This window comes from Aggregatibacter actinomycetemcomitans (assembly GCF_023518055.1).
GTDB classification, from domain to species: domain Bacteria; phylum Pseudomonadota; class Gammaproteobacteria; order Enterobacterales; family Pasteurellaceae; genus Aggregatibacter; species Aggregatibacter actinomycetemcomitans.
Map to the genome: position 1 here is coordinate 1,375,263 of NZ_CP085096.1, position 16,126 is coordinate 1,391,388.

The 16,126-nt window shown below is 45.7% G+C and carries 14 protein-coding genes; 9 read left to right on the forward strand and 5 right to left on the reverse strand.

The features are described 5' to 3' along the window. Positions 1–65: 65 nt before the first annotated feature. The gene (gene malQ, locus LIN98_RS06915) at positions 66–2,141 is read left to right on the forward strand and encodes a 4-alpha-glucanotransferase (RefSeq protein WP_148322030.1); all 2,076 of its coding nucleotides are present in this window, start codon (positions 66–68) and stop codon (positions 2,139–2,141) included. A gap of 143 nt (positions 2,142–2,284) precedes the next feature. Here malQ and LIN98_RS06920 read toward each other — a convergent pair whose 3' ends face one another. Next, positions 2,285–2,827 (reverse strand): CvpA family protein, encoded by a 543-nt coding sequence (locus tag LIN98_RS06920; protein WP_005542375.1) that lies wholly within the window; start codon positions 2,825–2,827, stop codon positions 2,285–2,287. Between the two features lie 178 nt (positions 2,828–3,005). Then, the gene (gene yfbV, locus LIN98_RS06925) at positions 3,006–3,449 is read right to left on the reverse strand and encodes a terminus macrodomain insulation protein YfbV (RefSeq protein ID WP_005567195.1); all 444 of its coding nucleotides are present in this window, start codon (positions 3,447–3,449) and stop codon (positions 3,006–3,008) included. Positions 3,450–3,716: 267 nt separating this feature from the next. On the opposite strand from yfbV, the gene LIN98_RS06930 reads away from it, so the two are divergent. The 4 genes from LIN98_RS06930 to LIN98_RS06940 all read left to right on the forward strand — a co-directional run bounded on the left by LIN98_RS06930 (position 3,717) and on the right by LIN98_RS06940 (position 7,832). After that, complete coding sequence (locus LIN98_RS06930) at positions 3,717–4,919, forward strand: acetate kinase (RefSeq protein ID WP_005542371.1); 1,203 nt, start codon at positions 3,717–3,719, stop codon at positions 4,917–4,919. Between the two features lie 69 nt (positions 4,920–4,988). Next, positions 4,989–7,124, forward strand: coding sequence for a phosphate acetyltransferase (gene pta / locus LIN98_RS06935; RefSeq protein ID WP_005589933.1), 2,136 nt, complete (start codon positions 4,989–4,991; stop codon positions 7,122–7,124). A 346-nt stretch (positions 7,125–7,470) separates the two neighbouring features. Next, positions 7,471–7,605 carry a hypothetical protein gene (locus tag LIN98_RS10390; protein ID WP_005567190.1) on the forward strand — a complete coding sequence of 45 codons (135 nt, stop codon included), beginning with the start codon at positions 7,471–7,473 and terminating at the stop codon, positions 7,603–7,605. 80 nt (positions 7,606–7,685) lie between these two features. Beyond that, on the forward strand, positions 7,686–7,832 hold the full coding sequence (locus LIN98_RS06940; protein WP_005567188.1) for a hypothetical protein: 147 nt from the start codon (positions 7,686–7,688) through the stop codon (positions 7,830–7,832). A 70-nt stretch (positions 7,833–7,902) separates the two neighbouring features. On the opposite strand, the gene folK is transcribed toward LIN98_RS06940, so the two are convergent. The 3 genes from folK to dksA all read right to left on the reverse strand — a co-directional run bounded on the left by folK (position 7,903) and on the right by dksA (position 10,416). Beyond that, positions 7,903–8,403, reverse strand: a complete 501-nt coding sequence (folK, locus tag LIN98_RS06945; RefSeq protein ID WP_005570294.1) for a 2-amino-4-hydroxy-6-hydroxymethyldihydropteridine diphosphokinase — start codon at positions 8,401–8,403, stop codon at positions 7,903–7,905. Next, complete coding sequence (pcnB, locus tag LIN98_RS06950) at positions 8,396–9,694, reverse strand: polynucleotide adenylyltransferase PcnB (RefSeq protein WP_005567184.1); 1,299 nt, start codon at positions 9,692–9,694, stop codon at positions 8,396–8,398. The genes folK and pcnB overlap by 8 nt, the downstream gene beginning before the upstream one ends. Positions 9,695–9,978: 284 nt before the next feature. Continuing rightward, entirely contained in the window at positions 9,979–10,416 is a 438-nt protein-coding gene (dksA, locus tag LIN98_RS06955; RefSeq protein ID WP_005556693.1) for an RNA polymerase-binding protein DksA, read from the reverse strand. 297 nt (positions 10,417–10,713) lie between these two features. On the opposite strand from dksA, the gene LIN98_RS06960 reads away from it, so the two are divergent. Genes LIN98_RS06960 through LIN98_RS06975 form a run of 4 tightly spaced genes read left to right on the forward strand, consistent with a single transcriptional unit; the run spans position 10,714 to position 16,126 of the window. After that, positions 10,714–13,137, forward strand: coding sequence for a DNA internalization-related competence protein ComEC/Rec2 (locus tag LIN98_RS06960; protein WP_148322024.1), 2,424 nt, complete (start codon positions 10,714–10,716; stop codon positions 13,135–13,137). A gap of 46 nt (positions 13,138–13,183) precedes the next feature. Beyond that, entirely contained in the window at positions 13,184–14,932 is a 1,749-nt protein-coding gene (gene msbA / locus LIN98_RS06965) for a lipid A ABC transporter ATP-binding protein/permease MsbA (RefSeq protein WP_005567181.1), read from the forward strand. A gap of 18 nt (positions 14,933–14,950) precedes the next feature. Next, positions 14,951–15,925, forward strand: coding sequence for a tetraacyldisaccharide 4'-kinase (gene lpxK / locus LIN98_RS06970; protein WP_005589925.1), 975 nt, complete (start codon positions 14,951–14,953; stop codon positions 15,923–15,925). A gap of 21 nt (positions 15,926–15,946) precedes the next feature. Next, positions 15,947–16,126, forward strand: coding sequence for a Trm112 family protein (locus LIN98_RS06975; protein WP_005567179.1), 180 nt, complete (start codon positions 15,947–15,949; stop codon positions 16,124–16,126).

The window sequence follows — 16,126 nt, forward strand, 5'->3', positions numbered from 1 at the left end:
TCCTAACGCGTGCCATCAACTAACCAACACACAACCGAAATCAGACAATCCTTTAAGGAATCGCTATGTCTATTAAAGAAAAACGCTTCGACCAAGCGGGTATCATGCCCTACTTTTTTGACGAACGCGGGCAGAAAATTCGTGCGCCGCTCGCCATCAAAAAAGCCTTGCTTTCCACTTTTGAAGGTCATATAAACAGCCGTACTCACCCGCTACCGCCGGTGAAAATTCTCCGCCAAAATCAACCGCACTTTTTATCGTTAAATGTTTCCGATGCCAGCCGTTCATGGCAAGGCAAATGGCAGCTTCACCTGGAAGACAATGCCGGCATCCTTGAAGGCAAAGTGAAAAAAAATAGCATAACCCTGCCACGCGATTTACCGTTGGGTTATCACGATCTGGTGTTGCACGGTGGAAAAGAAGAAGTACATTGCCGCCTTATCGTTGCGCCGCAGCGTTGTTATGAACCGGAAGCATTCGCCGAACAGAAAAAACTCTGGGGCAGTTTTATTCAGCTTTATACCCTGAAATCCGAGCGCAACTGGGGCGTGGGCGATTTCGGTGATTTGCAAGAATTTATTCGCGGGCTTGCGCCGTATCAGGCAGATTTTTTAGGCTTAAACCCGATTCATGCCCTCTTTCCGGGCAATCCCGATGGTGCCAGCCCGTATAGCCCGTCATCGCGCAAATGGCTGAACATCATTTACATCAACATAGATCAACTGCCGGAATTTCAACAAAGCGCAGAGGCGCAACGCTGGTTTAATTCGGCGGAAGTACAGGAAAAATTGAACGCCTTACGCGCCGCCGAATGGATTGATTACGCCGAGGTGATGGCGTTGAAATTGAAGGGGCTGCATTTTGCCTTTGCCGAATTTAAAGAAAATCCGACCGCACTTTCCCAACAAGCTTTTGCCGATTTCGTGCGCAACGGTGGCGAAAGTTTACAGGTGCAAGCCACTTTTGATGCGCTGCATGCCCATTTAAGCGCCCGATATCGCGAGCAATGGGGTTGGGATTTCTGGGCGCCGGAATTCCAAGATTATCATTCCGAGGTCGTCGCGCAATTCCGCCGTCAATATGGTGAGGAAATCGAATTTTATGCCTGGTTGCAATTCTGCGCCGACCAACAACTTGCCGAATGCGATGCCTTATGTAAAGCGCAACAAATGACCATCGGCATGTACCGCGACTTGGCGGTAGGCGTCACCGGCAGCGGTTCGGAAACCTGGAGCGATAAGGAATTGTACTGTCTGCGGGCGTCCGTGGGTGCGCCGCCGGATGTGTTAGGTCCGCAAGGACAAAACTGGGGCTTAACGCCGATGAACCCGCACATTCTGAAACAACGCGCTTATCAGCCGTTTATCGACTTGGTGCGCGCCAATATGAATCATTGCGGTGCATTGCGTATCGATCACATTATGTCGTTATTGCGTTTATGGTGGATCCCGAAAGGCGACAGCTCGGTCAACGGCGCCTATGTGCGTTATCCGGTCGATGATTTAATCGCCATTCTCGCCCTTGAAAGCCAACGTCGTCGCTGCGTGATTATCGGCGAAGATTTAGGCACCGTGCCGAAAGAAATCGTCAGCAAACTCAAAAATGCCGGCATTTTGTCTTACAAAATCTTCTATTTTGAATTTGATAAACAAGGACAAAGTCGTGACCTGCGGGACTATCCGTACCAAGCGATGACCACCCTAAGCACCCACGATCTGCCGACCATTAACGGTTATTGGCGCGGTTATGATTTTGAATTGGGGCAAAAATACGGTGTGTATCCGAACCCGCAAATTCTGGAAATCCTGAAAAAAGATCGCGTAAAAGCAAAAGCGGGCATTCTGCAACGCTTAAAAGAGCATGATATTGACGTGGACGCCGGCATCGACGAAACCTTGTCTTCCGATGTGAACAAAAAATTCGTCCATCAGCTACAATCTTACGTCGCCGAGGTCAACAGCGCCCTGTTCGGCTTCCAACCGGAAGACTGGCTGGGTATGACCGAACCGGTCAACATCCCGGGCACCAGTATGCAATACGCCAACTGGCGCCGCCGTTTAACGCAAAACACCGACGCAATTTTTGCCGATCAAGACATTCAGAAATTGCTGAAAGAAGTGAACGCTAAACGTAAAGGGTAAGCCCCGATGTAACCAATATAAATGAAAAGTGCGGTGGGTTTTAAAAACGTTTTTAAAACCCACCGCACTTTAAACACCTACCCCCGCCAACGTTCAAATAAATCCCGTTCCAAGGGGTATTCATCTGATCCCAACCAAATAGACTAGTTTGTAGTTGAAACCGGAACCGCATTTGTTGCCGGATTGGCAATCTGCTCCAAGTTCAGGGTTGAATTTAAAAAACCGGAATTGGCTTGTAATTGTTGGAAGAACCAATCCACCACGAAACGAAAGTGCGGTATTAATTTGGATTCTTTCCACCAATCGGTTTGATTTGAACTGGTAAATGTATCTAAGAAAAACAACATAGCGGCAACAATCAAAACCCCGCGTAATAAGCCGAAACAGGCGCCGAGCACACGATCCGTGCCGCTTAACCCGGTACGATCTACCAGTTGCCCTAAGACATAATTGACAATGGCGCCGACAATGAGTGAAGCGATAAATAAAATACCGATAGCCGTGCCGTTACGAATATAAACGGACTCAATTGATGTTAAGAGTCCGGCAAGATACATATAAAAATTGCTTGCAATTAAAAATGCCACGATCCAGCTGGCTAGTGACATGACTTCGCGGACAAAACCGCGTAATAAACTGACAATAATGGAAAAAACAATAATGCCGATAATAATGTAATCAATCATTAAATCATCTCTGTGCGTTGAAAAAAGATATTTTCATTTGCAATGGGCGCTATTCTAGCAAAAAACGAAAACATTTGCGCAAAAAAATTATGCGCTCAAAAAAGCGCCCTTTTGATCAAATGATCCAAAGGACGTTACTATCCCATTGTTATATTTATAAATATGGAAAATTCGAGGCTTAAAGATCCTGCCAGAAATCCCGTCCTAATTTTTGTTGCGCCTGTCTTAACAACACCGCTAAATCAAAGTAAGTCGGCTTTTCGGGACATATCGGCAACGCCATCTGTTTTTCTTTCAGTGCCTCATAAACGCGCTGAAAACCGACCGCACTTTTTGGTGGTAACGGTGTTTTGGCGCGCTTACCCAACCAGTAAATGCCTTGCATAGGTAAAAATAACGTAAATAACGCTGTCAGAACCGCTACCGCCAATGCAATCCCGTCACTTTGCGCATAAAATTGTTGCCATACAATAGAAAACACTGCCAAGAACGGCATGAATTTTTGGGCAAATAATGTGGTTTTGATGACACGATTTTCCGGAAAAATCGCACCGAGTTTAGGTTCTAACGGCCAGGTTTTCAAATATTGCTGACCGCTTTTTAGAGTGCTGAAAAAGCTCATGTACTACCTTATCCTTCTTTTTAACTTGACGCTCACCATAACATAAAGCCGCTATTTTTTATAATCCCCCCGGTATCTTAGCTCAGAACGTGAATCACGAAATTTAACGTTCACCAAAATCACCAAATTTTTCGATTAATGTCGTGTTTTTTGCTGTTGAGAATTTATTTTGTATGGTGAAAGGTGTATCCTATGGCGGTTTAACCTTCTATTACCCGTTCGTTATTTGAACGGATTTTGTTTAACTCAAACCAGTATAGGTCGTTTATGTCTGAAAAATTAGTCCTAATTCTCAATTGTGGTAGTTCCTCATTAAAATTCTCAATTCTTAATCCTGCAACAGGCGAAGAAAAATTATCCGGCTTAGCCGAAGCGTTTTATTTACCTGAAGCCCGTATTAAATGGAAATTGCACGGTGAAAAAGGGCAGGCAGATTTAGGTGCCGGTGCCGCTCACGCCGAAGCATTAAATTTCATTGTTAATAACATTTTCTCTCTTGATCCTGAATTACAAAAAGGCGTTGTAGCCATCGGTCATCGTATCGTACACGGCGGCGAAAAATTCACTTCTTCCGTTATTGTGACCGATGAAGTGGTCAAAGGCATTGAAGAAGCAATTCAATTCGCACCGCTGCACAACCCGGCACATTTAATCGGGATCAGAGAGGCTTTCAAATTATTCCCGCACCTGAAAGATAAAAATGTCGTGGTGTTCGATACCGCCTTCCATCAAACCATGCCGGAAGAAGCATTCCTATACGCATTACCATACTCTTTATACCGTGAACATGGCGTTCGTCGCTATGGCGCGCATGGTACCAGCCACTATTATGTCAGCCGTGAAGCAGCAAAACGGTTAGGTGTGCCGGAAGATAAAATCAACGTGATCACTTGTCATTTAGGTAACGGCGGTTCCGTATCGGCAATCCGTCACGGCAAATGTATCGACACCTCAATGGGTTTAACGCCATTGGAAGGTTTAGTGATGGGTACCCGTTCCGGCGACATCGACCCTGCTATTATTTTCTATATGCACGATACTTTGGGTATGTCCGTGAAAGAAATTAACGATACGTTAACTAAGAAATCCGGTTTATTAGGCTTAACGGAAGTGACCAGTGACTGTCGTTATGCAGAAGATAATTATGAGAAAGAAATCCCGGCAAAACGCGCATTAGGTGTCTATTGCTATCGTTTAGCCAAATACATCGGTTCTTATATGGCGGTAATCGGTGAACGTCTGGATGCTATCGTGTTTACCGGCGGTATCGGTGAAAACTCCGCCCATGTGCGTGAAATCACCTTGGATCACTTAAAATTATTCGGTTACAAACTGGATCAAGAGAAAAATCTTGCCGCCCGTTTCGGTAAAGAAGGTATCATCACGGCCGATAACACTCCTATCGCTATAGTAATTCCAACCAACGAAGAGCTCGTTATCGCACAAGATACTGCACGTCTTTGTATTTGAACATTAATCAAACAAACTGCCGATTAAATCGGCAGTTTCTTTTTTACTCACACAAAATAAAGGTAAATTATGTCCCGTACTATTATTCTCATTCCGATTAGCACCGGCGTAGGTTTAACCAGTGTAAGCCTCGGTTTAATCAATGCCCTTGAACAAAAAGGCGCCAAAGTCGGCTTTATGAAACCAATTTCCCAACCGAACACCGGTGAGGATGTTATCGACCGCACCACCTCCATCGTGCGTACCAGCACCGCTTTAGAAACTGCCGAACCGTTTATGTTAAGCGTGGCGGAATCCTTAATCGGTCAAAATCAATCCGATGTGTTATTAGAAAAAATTGTTGAGAATCACCAAAAGCTGGCGAAAAACAACGAAATCGTGATCGTGGAAGGCTTGATTCCAACCCGTAAACATACCTTTGCCAACAGCATTAACTACGAAATAGCCCAAGCTCTTGATGCAGAAATCGTATTGGTCGCCGCCCCATCAACGGAAACTCCGACACAATTAAAAGAGCGCGTCGAAGCGGCTGCTTCATTATTCGGCGGTAAAAGCAATAAGAATCTCCTTGGTGTGATCGCCAACAAATTCAACGCACCGGTTGACGAATCCGGCAGAACACGCCCTGATTTAAGCGAAATTTTCGATTCCTTCCAACACAGTCACAACAGCGAGTCCGAACTTATCAGACTTTTCGCCCAAAGCACGATTAAACTATTAGCCTGCATTCCTTGGTCCGCCGATCTGATCGCCACCCGCGCTATTGATTTAATCAAGCATTTAGGCGCAGCGATTATGAATGAAGGCGATGTTAATCGTCGGATTCGCGGCATTACCTTCTGCGCCAGAAGTCTGCCGAACATGGTGGAACATTTCCGCGCAGGCAGCTTATTAGTGGTTTCCGCAGACCGGCCTGATGTCATCGTTGCGGCGGCGCTTGCCGTGTCTAATGACATTGAAATCGGCGGTTTACTATTAACCGGCGGTTACAAATTAGATCCGCAAATCAAAAAGCTTTGCCAACACGTGTTTGAAAGCAAAAAATTGCCGGTATTCCGCATTGAGGGTAACACCTGGCAAACCGCATTAAGCCTGCAAAGTTTCAACCTTGAAGTGCCGGTTGATGATAAAGAACGTATCGAAAACATCAAACGTTACACCGGTGAAAAATTAGATACGGCGTTTGTCAACGGATTAGTGGAAGCCTCGAGCCGTTTACGTCGCTTATCCCCGCCGGCATTCCGTTTCCAATTAACCGAATTAGCCCGCGCCGCCCAAAAACGCATCGTCTTACCGGAAGGCGACGAACCGCGCACCATTAAAGCGGCGATTTTATGTGCCGAACGCGGTATCGCAGAATGTGTGCTGTTAGCCAAACCGGAAGACGTACAACGCGTGGCGGAATCCCAAGGCGTTAAGTTGGTAAACGGCATTACCGTTATCGACCCGGCGAGCGTGCGTGAAAACTATGTGGCACGTTTGGTTGAGCTACGCAAAGCCAAAGGCATGACCGAAACCATGGCGCGTGAACAATTGGAAGACAATGTTGTGCTCGGTACCATGATGTTGGAAGCCAACCAAGTAGACGGTTTGGTATCCGGCGCCGTACACACCACCGCCAACACCATTCGCCCGCCAATGCAAATCATCAAAACCGCACCGGGCAGCTCCATTATTTCTTCCATCTTCTTCATGTTGCTACCGGATCAAGTATTGGTCTATGGCGATTGCGCAGTGAACCCGGATCCGACGGCAGAACAATTGGCGGAAATCGCCATTCAATCTGCCGAATCGGCAAAATCCTTCGGTATCGATCCGAAAGTGGCAATGATTTCCTACTCCACCGGTACATCAGGCAGCGGTGCTGACGTAGAAAAAGTGAAAGAAGCCACCCGCATTGCGAAGGAAAAACGCCCTGATTTACTCATCGACGGTCCGTTACAATATGACGCTGCGGTGATGGAAGACGTGGCTCGCTCTAAAGCGCCTAACTCACCGGTTGCCGGTCAAGCCACCGTCTTCATCTTCCCGGATTTGAATACCGGTAACACCACCTACAAAGCGGTTCAACGTTCCGCCGACCTCGTTTCCATCGGTCCGATGCTACAGGGTATGCGCAAACCGGTGAACGATTTATCCCGTGGCGCGCTAGTTGACGACATTGTGTACACCATTGCCTTAACCGCAATCCAAGCGACACAATAAAACGTCATTAAAAACGTTTGAAAAAATGACCGCACTTTAAGTGCAAAAATAAAGGCTTTCATTTGGAAGCCTTTATTTTATTGAACTCACAATATGAAAAAACAATTTTTAATTATCGGCTTTATTTGGAGTGGAAAATAGTACCATTACGATTCCGTATATTTTAAAGATCGCCCGGAGTTGCTGCACCCGACCTGTCAATAAATGTAAAACGCGGAAAAAAACGACCGCACTTTATATTAAAATATGATAACTATTCTCATTGACAAACCTACTATTAACCTTTCAGAATAAACAAGCTTTGAGCAAAGAATAGGCAATTTATCAATTAGCAAAAGGATGGCTTATGAAAAAATTCATGCTGGGCATGGCATTAGGTCTCGGTATCACACTTAACGCCAATGCGGACATCGGTACGGTAAAAGAAGGCTCCGGCAAAATTTTGCAAGGCGATCAGTTTACCGTGGTAAAAAAGTATTAAAAAAAGGTGATCAATTAAAACGCCATAACCATGAGGGCGAAAGCGTCATTTTTACCGTTCTTAACGGAAAAATTAGCGTATTGCTTGACGACACGGAAAAACATGACATCAGCGTGGGTCAAGTGTTGAATTTTGGCGGCAAGCATTTTATTCAAGGGGAAGCGATGGAAGATACGGTGATTTTAGTCACCTTAGTCGGCGAACATCACGAACATAAGCACAAGTAAGAAACCCAATCCATGCAAAGAGTAAAGTGCGGTGGATTTAAAAAACGTTTTTTAAGCTGACCGCACTTTTTTAAAACACAACCTCGCCCTTCTCTTTCACAATCACCATTTTATGATGGGTAAAATTTTGCATTAACTCCCTGATGGATTGCCCGTTCGGCAAGGAAAACGAAGGTGCGATTTCCGCCAACGGGATAATTACAAATTCACGATTGTGCATATCATAATGGGGAACAGTCAGACGTTCCGACTGAATGGTTTGATCGGCGTAAAGCAAAATATCCAGATCTAATGTGCGCTCACCCCAACGACGAAGACGGACACGCCCTTGTTCCTGTTCAATACGTTGTAATTCATCAAGCAATGCGAGGGGAGAAAGCGCCGTTTCCAGGCAAGCGACGGCGTTGACATAATCAGGCTGATCTTGCGGACCGAGAGGTTTGCTTTGATAAAAAGAACTGACGCTAATCAGACGGCTGCCAGGCAATTGATTCATCGCCCGTAATGCGGCGACCAGTTGTGCTTGCGGATCCGCTAAATTACTGCCTAAAGCGACATACACCTTATTCATGGGCAGCCTTATTCGTGTTTTTCGTAGCGGAGCTACGTTTACGACAATGATATTTGCGTTTTTTCGGCTGGCTTGGTAATTCTTTAACCAGATCCTGCCGTTGGCTATCGTTGCTGAATTGGTATTCGTGCCACCACGCGGATAATTCCACAGCTTCCCCGCCCTCAATTTCCGCACGCATCACCAATAAATCAAACCCTGCGCGGAATTTCGATTGCTCCATAACACGTTGCACGGATTTTGGGGTACGTTTTAAAAATTGCAGCTGCAACGACCAAATGTCGCGAATCACTGCGGTATGACGGCGCGGAATGGCTAAGGCATTGCACAACACATCCAACAAATCATTAGACGCCAACGCATAGGCATCGTAATTATTCAAACCGCCTTCATTTTTTAGCATTTCCACCCGTTCACGTAACGGATACCAAAAAAATGCAGCAAATAAAAACGCCGGATTAATCGGCAATTTATCGGCAACACGTTCATCGGTGGAGGTTAGCGCACGCAGAATCATTTTCTCCGCCATGCTGTCTTCACGCTCCGTGAAGTAATTTTGTAGTAGCGGAAACAGTTGTTCAAACAAGCCGTATTGACGCAATAAGCGATAGGTTTTCACGCCGTTTCCGCCCTGTAACAATTTCAGGCTTTCTTCAAATAAGCGTGCCGACGGAATATTTTTTAATAAATGTGACAATTCTTTAATAGGCGCTTCGCTCGGTTTATCCAAAAACATTTCCAGCTTCGCCATAAAACGAATGGAGCGTAACATCCGCACCGGATCTTCCTGATAACGGGTCACCGGATCACCGATTAAACGCAATTTGCCGTTTTTTAAATCTTCAATACCGTTGAAATAGTCTTTCAGGGTGTTGTCCTGCGGATTGTAATATAGCGCGTTCACACTAAAATCGCGGCGTTCCGCATCCTGCTCCAGAGTGCCATATACGTTGTCGCGCAGTAACATCCCTTCTTCGCTTTGTTTAGCGAGTTTTTCATTATGATGTTCCATGTGACCGGCGCGGAAAGTGGCGACTTCAATAATTTCACGTCCGAACATCACGTGTGCCAGGCGGAAACGTCGTCCCACCAAACGGCATTGACGCTGAAAAACCGCCTGAATCTGTTCCGGGCGGGCATTGGTCGCCACATCAAAATCTTTTGGTTTTTTGCCTAACAATAAATCGCGCAAACAGCCGCCGACCACATAGGCTTCATAGCCTTGGCGTTGTAATTTTTCCACCACGGTCAACGCATGGCGATTGATCATGCGCGGCGTAATGCCGTGCATTGAGGCTTTAATACTGTGTTTGAATTCTTTTTTATGCGTGTTTTTTTTGTTGCGGGAGGAACCTTGAACCTTGTTTTTTACAGGTTCAGATTCAATAACGGATTGTTTTTTAGGCGAGACTTTAACTTCATTTTGAGCGGAGGTTTTGTTCTTCGTTTTCTTGCTCAAAAGATTTTTAATATAGGTAAAGATAATACATCTCCATTTATCACAAAAATAAAGTGAAAGTGCGGTCGAAAAATAATGTGTTTTTTGACCGCACTTTTATCAATGAATTAGCAGGATTAACCCACCATTTGTTTTTCGCGAATTTCCGCCAGGGTTTTGCAATCGATACAAAGATCGGCGGTTGGGCGCGCTTCTAAACGTTTAATACCGATTTCTACGCCACAGGATTCGCAATAACCGAAATCGTCCGTATCCAATTTTTTCAAGGTGCTTTCGATTTTCTTCATTAATTTGCGTTCACGATCACGGGTACGCAACTCCAGGCTAAATTCTTCTTCCTGTGTGGCGCGGTCGGATGGATCCGGGAAATTAGACGCTTCGTCCTGCATATGAGCAACGGTTCGAGAAGCTTCATCTCTAATTTGATCATGCCAGGCTTGAAGGATCTTCTTGAAATGCAGCACTTGGTGCTCATTCATGTATTCTTCGCCTTTCTTTTCTTTGTACGGCTCAACGCCGGCTAAAGCTAATAAACTCAAAGACGCTTTACTCATTTGTATCTCCTAATAAAAAATTCATCCATTTCATACTGCTAAGCCCCCACAATCCAGTGTTGCTTAATGTTGTTACTACCAAAGTAAACCTATTAAAAAACGGACCCAAATTTTGAAGGCGTATAAATAGCAGAACTTATCCTATTTATCAAATAAAATTTACACATCTATTAGCTTTTTTGATGAAAAATTTTATTTTTGTGATTCAGTTTCCAATATTCACTTCCGTCGGTTTTACACCCCGCCCATTTCTTCCATAGTAGCCGCCCTTCGGATGAGAAAAGTGCGGTTGAAAATGTGAGCGTTTCGTTGGATAAGTTGGCTATAGCCCTGATTTTTAGCGGTTTAACATTATTGTTTTTGCCCGATCGCTTTTTATTATCGTGGCAAACGGCGTGCTATTTACTCCTCTTATTATGTCCACTCATGTTGCTTGCTTATGCCCTGCGACAGGACAAAATCAAGCAAATAGTAATGTGGCTACTGATCTTGATGATTCAGTCCGCTTACGTCCACCAATCGGCAATTTCCATACTGACCCAGGCGGATAATCTTGCCAATCTGCCGAAAACCGTTCACCGCGAATTTACCGTCAAGGAAATTCTGCATCAGCAGCATTATCAAACCCTGGTTATTCGCGCCAAACTCGCCGAAAATCTTCCCGAACAACGTATTTACGCGCAATGGAAACTCAAGCAACCAGTCAACCCCGGCGAACGTTACGCAGGCAATTTACGCTTGCGAGCGCTTTCTTCCCGCCTGAATTTTGACGGTTTTGACCGCCAGCCATGGTATTTCGGCAAGCACATCACCGCTTGGGCAGAGATTAAAAGTGCGGTCAAATTGGAAAACGTTTTTTCGTTACGCCAAACCGCTCTCAATCAAGCCTTACAACAAACGGAGAATTTACCCCGACAAGGCTTGTTGCTGGCACTCGGTTTTGGCGAACGTTTCCGCTTAGACCAAAAAACTTGGCAAATTTATCAAAAAACAAATACGGCGCATTTAATTGCCATTTCAGGGCTGCATATCGGACTGGCGATGATGCTGGGTTTTACCTTGGCGCGTCTACTGCAATTTGCCTTGCCGACGCGTTACATCAGCCCGACATTTCCGATTCTGTGCGGATTCATTTTTGCGTTGTTATACAGCCAACTGGCGGGGCTTGCTATTCCGACTTTACGCGCTATGATTGCGTTAGCCATGCTCTACGCGATTCAGTATTGGCGACGATATTGGACGGTATGGCAATTCTTGTTAAGAGTGGTTGCCTTGCTGATTTTTATCGATCCGCTCATGTTACTTTCCACCAGCTTTTGGTTGTCGGTGGGCGCAGTGACCTGTCTGATTGTTTGGTATCAGTATTTTCCGTTGTCTCTATTGCAATGGCGCGGCCATTCCCTTGCCAATTCGCCGTGGCGGAAAGTGCGGTATGTTTTCGGCTTGTTTCATTTGCAATTCGGTCTGCTCTGGCTGTTCACGCCCATTCAGCTGTTATTTTTTAACGGCATTTCGTTAAATAGTTTTATCGCCAATGTCATCGCCGTGCCGCCTTATAGCTTCGTTTTGGTCCCGTTGGTGTTATTTGCCGTAGTCACCCAAGGTGCGTGGCATTCGTGGCAGCTCGCCAACGATTTGGCGGAAAAAATCACCGCACTTTTGACGCCCTGGCAGGATGACTGGTTGGCAATTTCCATTCCGCACAGTTTATGGATAACCCTATGTTTAACCTTTCTTTTTTTAGTGGCGCTCTATGTTATTTATAAACCGCCCAAACCGATAACATCCACTTTAGCATTGTCAAGGCAGCACCGCTTTAAAGGATTTCATTTTAATCCGGAACTAAGTTTACCGTTACGAAAAAGCGCTTATTGCGTGGGCGGTGGGCTGATTGCCCTGTGTTGCCTGACGTTAATTTCTCAGTCTATTTCACGTCCGAACTGGCAATTGGAAACCTTGGACGTGGGGCAAGGGTTGGCAACTTTAATCGTGAAAGACGGCAAAGGCGTGCTTTACGATACCGGCCCGAGTTGGAAGGGCGGCAGTATGGCACAATTGGAAATTCTGCCTTATTTACAACGGCAAGGCATTGATTTGGAATGGCTGATATTAAGCCATGACGACAACGATCACGCAGGTGGTGCCAAAGATATTTTAGCAATGTATCCCCATATTCAACTGACCACCGCTTCACAAAAGCGATATGGTTCCCAAAACACCGAAAAAAATGACCGCACTTTTTGTCAAGCCGGTAAACAATGGCATTGGCAGGGGTTGCATTTTACCGTGCTATCACCGGAGAATATCGTGCCCCGTGCGGAAAATCGGGATTCCTGCACACTTTTATTAACCGATGGCACGCACCATATTTTGCTGACGGGCGACGCGGATCTTAGCGTGGAATATAAGATCCTACCGAAACTTGGCAAAATCCATGTGTTACAAGTAGGGCATCACAGTAGCAAAACCTCGACGGGGCAGGCATTAGTGCAACATATTCAACCGGACATTGCGCTGATTTCCAGCGGACGCTGGAACCCATGGCATTTTCCCCATAAAGACGTGGTGGCGCGCCTGCAACAACAAGGATCACAAATTTATAATACGGCGCATAGCGGGCAAATCAGTCTATTGTTCTACAATGAAGAGATCAAAATTCAGACCGCGCGCGCTGAATTTTCGCCTTGGTATCGCAGATTGATTGGCTTGAGCACGAAATAAAGGTACAATGCGCCATTATTTTTTAACCTAAGACAGAAAATTTATTATGCAAGATCAAGACCTTTCCACCATGCAAACCTTCAAACGTTTATGGCCGATGATTAGCCCGTATAAAGCAGGTTTGATCGTTTCCGGTGTTGCGTTAGTATTAAACGCGTTAACCGATTCCGGCTTAATTTTCTTACTGAAACCCTTATTGGATGATGGTTTTGGCAAAGCTGACGCTTCTTTTTTAAAACAAATGTCGGTATTTGTGGTGCTGCTGATTCTCTTTCGCGGCATTTCCAGCTTTATTTCCAATTACTGTCTGGCATGGGTCTCCGGCAAAGTAGTGATGACCATGCGCCGCCGTTTGTTTAAACACTTAATGTTCATGCCGGTGAGTTTTTTCGACAGCAACTCTTCCGGTCGCTTACTTTCCCGCATTACTTACGATTCCGAAATGATCGCCAGCGCCTCCTCCGGTTCCCTCATTACCATCGTACGTGAAGGCGCATATTTGCTTTCCTTGCTCAGTATCATGCTTTACACCAGCTGGCAGCTTTCCTTGGTTTTATTTGTTATCGGACCGATTATCGGTATTTTAATTCGTATAGTTTCCAAGAAATTCCGTGAGCTAAGTCGCAATATGCAAAATTCTATGGGAGAACTGACCTCGACTACGGAACAAATGTTAAAAGGACATAAAGTAGTGCTTTCTTTCGGTGGGCAATTCATTGAAGAAGAACGCTTTAACCGTGTAAGTAACGATATGCGCCGTAAGGGTATGAAAATGACCGCCGCCGATGCCATTGCCGATCCTGTGGTACAGATTATCGCCTCTTTCGCCCTGGCTGCCGTACTTTATCTAGCCACTTTCCCCTCCATTATGGATCAGAACTTAAGTGCGGGTACATTTACCGTCGTTTTCTCCTCCATGCTTGCTTTAATGCGCCCGCTAAAATCCTTAACTAACGTGAATGCGCAATTCCAACGCGGCATGGCGGCGTGCCAAACCCTGTTCGGCATTTTGGATATGGACACAGAAAAAGACACCGGCACGTATAAAGCAGACAAGGTAAAAGGCGACGTTGAATTCAAAAATGTGACATTCAGCTACCAAGGGAAAGATGAACCCGCTTTAGACAATATTTCTTTCAAGATTCCGCACGGCAAAACCGTGGCATTGGTCGGGCGTTCAGGCTCCGGTAAATCCACTATCGCCAACTTAGTCACCCGTTTTTATGATATAAACCAAGGGGAAATTACGCTGGACGGCGTAAATATTCAGGATTATCGCCTGTCCGATTTACGCGAAAACTGCGCGGTGGTCTCCCAACAAGTGCATTTATTTAATGACACGATCGCCAACAACATTGCTTATGCGGCGAAAGACAAATACAGTCGTGAAGAAATCATCAAAGCGGCAAAAGCGGCGCACGCCATGGAATTTATCGAGCATTTGGAAAACGGTCTGGATACGGTTATCGGCGAAAACGGCGCCAGCTTATCCGGCGGTCAACGCCAGCGTTTAGCCATCGCCCGCGCCTTGTTGCGTAACTCGCCGGTATTGATTTTAGATGAAGCCACCTCGGCATTGGATACGGAATCCGAACGCGCAATTCAAGCGGCATTGGAAGAAATCCAAAAAGATCGCACGGTTTTGGTGATCGCCCATCGTTTATCCACCATCGAAAAAGCCGATGAAATTTTAGTCATCGAACACGGACAAATTAAAGAACGCGGCAACCACAAAACATTGTTGGAGCAAGGTGGTGCTTATAAACAATTGCACAGCATGCAATTCAGTCAATAACCAAGGCAAGGAGAACGTATGCAGTTTTGGTATTCCCGCTCGTGGATCACATGGCTACTCTGCCCTTTCTCCTTGTTATTTTGGCTAATTACCGCCATTCGTCGCGCGCTCTTTCGTTTTAACTTGCTAAAATCCTATCGTGCGCCGGTTCCTGTGGTAGTCGTCGGCAATCTTTCCGTCGGCGGTAACGGCAAAACACCGGCAGTGATTTGGTTGGTACAGGAACTCAGCAAGCGCGGTTTAAAAGTCGGCGTGATTTCACGGGGCTACGGCAGCCAAGCCAAACATTATCCTTTGTTGGTTACGCCGCCCAGCGATCCTGTAGAAGCCGGCGATGAGCCCGTGTTGATCGCCACCCGTACCCAAGCGCCCGTTTGTATCTCACCCAACCGACAACAAGCCGTTGAATACCTGTTAGAACACGCCCAATGCGATGTCATTATCAGCGATGACGGCTTGCAACATTATAAATTACAACGTGATATCGAAGTCGTCATCATGGACGCACAACGTGGTCTGGGTAACGGTTTCTTATTGCCTGCCGGACCGTTGCGCGAGTTGCCAAGCCGTTTAAAATCTGTCGATTTCGTCGTTACTAATGGCGCGGAAAACCAATACAGCGACGCGGTGATGACATTGCAACCACAGTATGCCGTCAATTTAGTCAACAAAGCACAGTACCCGTTAAAAGAATTCTCACAGGCAACCGCCATTGCCGGCATTGGCAATCCGCCGCGTTTTTTTGCCATGTTGCAACAACAGGGCATTATCTTAAGCGACATCAAAGCATTTCAAGATCACCAACGTTTCAGCGCGGATTTATTCAACCAATTCGATAAAAACCAACCGCTCCTGATGACAGAAAAAGATGCGGTAAAATGTCTTGCATTTGCACAGGAAAACTGGTGGTATGTGCCGGTGACGGCAGAAATTCACGGCGAAAAAGCCCGGCAATTGATTCAAAAGATCGTGCAAAAGTGCGGTGAAAAATAGCGACAAATCGAGAGCAGCGTAATGAATGGAAAATTATTAGAAATCATGGCATGCCCAAGCTGTCACGGACGTTTGGAATACGATGAACAACATCAACGTTTAATCTGTCGTTTTGAAAAAATCGCTTACCCGATTAAGAACGGCATTCCCGTATTACCGGCGGAACAGGCGCAGCCGTTAAATCAAGAACAGGATAATTAA

Excerpts from the sequence above, each read along its gene's own strand:
- LIN98_RS06930 (WP_005542371.1), top strand. The coding sequence starts at position 3,717 with ATGTCTGAAAAATTAGTCCTAATTCTCAATTGTGGTAGTTCCTCATTA.
- lpxK (WP_005589925.1), top strand. The coding sequence starts at position 14,951 with ATGCAGTTTTGGTATTCCCGCTCGTGGATCACATGGCTACTCTGCCCT.
- LIN98_RS10390 (WP_005567190.1), top strand. The coding sequence starts at position 7,471 with ATGAAAAAATTCATGCTGGGCATGGCATTAGGTCTCGGTATCACACTT.
- yfbV (WP_005567195.1), bottom strand. The coding sequence starts at position 3,449 with ATGAGCTTTTTCAGCACTCTAAAAAGCGGTCAGCAATATTTGAAAACC.
- dksA (WP_005556693.1), bottom strand. The coding sequence starts at position 10,416 with ATGAGTAAAGCGTCTTTGAGTTTATTAGCTTTAGCCGGCGTTGAGCCG.
- LIN98_RS06975 (WP_005567179.1), top strand. The coding sequence starts at position 15,947 with ATGAATGGAAAATTATTAGAAATCATGGCATGCCCAAGCTGTCACGGA.
- LIN98_RS06920 (WP_005542375.1), bottom strand. The coding sequence starts at position 2,827 with ATGATTGATTACATTATTATCGGCATTATTGTTTTTTCCATTATTGTC.
- folK (WP_005570294.1), bottom strand. The coding sequence starts at position 8,403 with ATGAATAAGGTGTATGTCGCTTTAGGCAGTAATTTAGCGGATCCGCAA.
- msbA (WP_005567181.1), top strand. The coding sequence starts at position 13,184 with ATGCAAGATCAAGACCTTTCCACCATGCAAACCTTCAAACGTTTATGG.
- malQ (WP_148322030.1), top strand. The coding sequence starts at position 66 with ATGTCTATTAAAGAAAAACGCTTCGACCAAGCGGGTATCATGCCCTAC.
- pcnB (WP_005567184.1), bottom strand. The coding sequence starts at position 9,694 with ATGCACGGCATTACGCCGCGCATGATCAATCGCCATGCGTTGACCGTG.
- pta (WP_005589933.1), top strand. The coding sequence starts at position 4,989 with ATGTCCCGTACTATTATTCTCATTCCGATTAGCACCGGCGTAGGTTTA.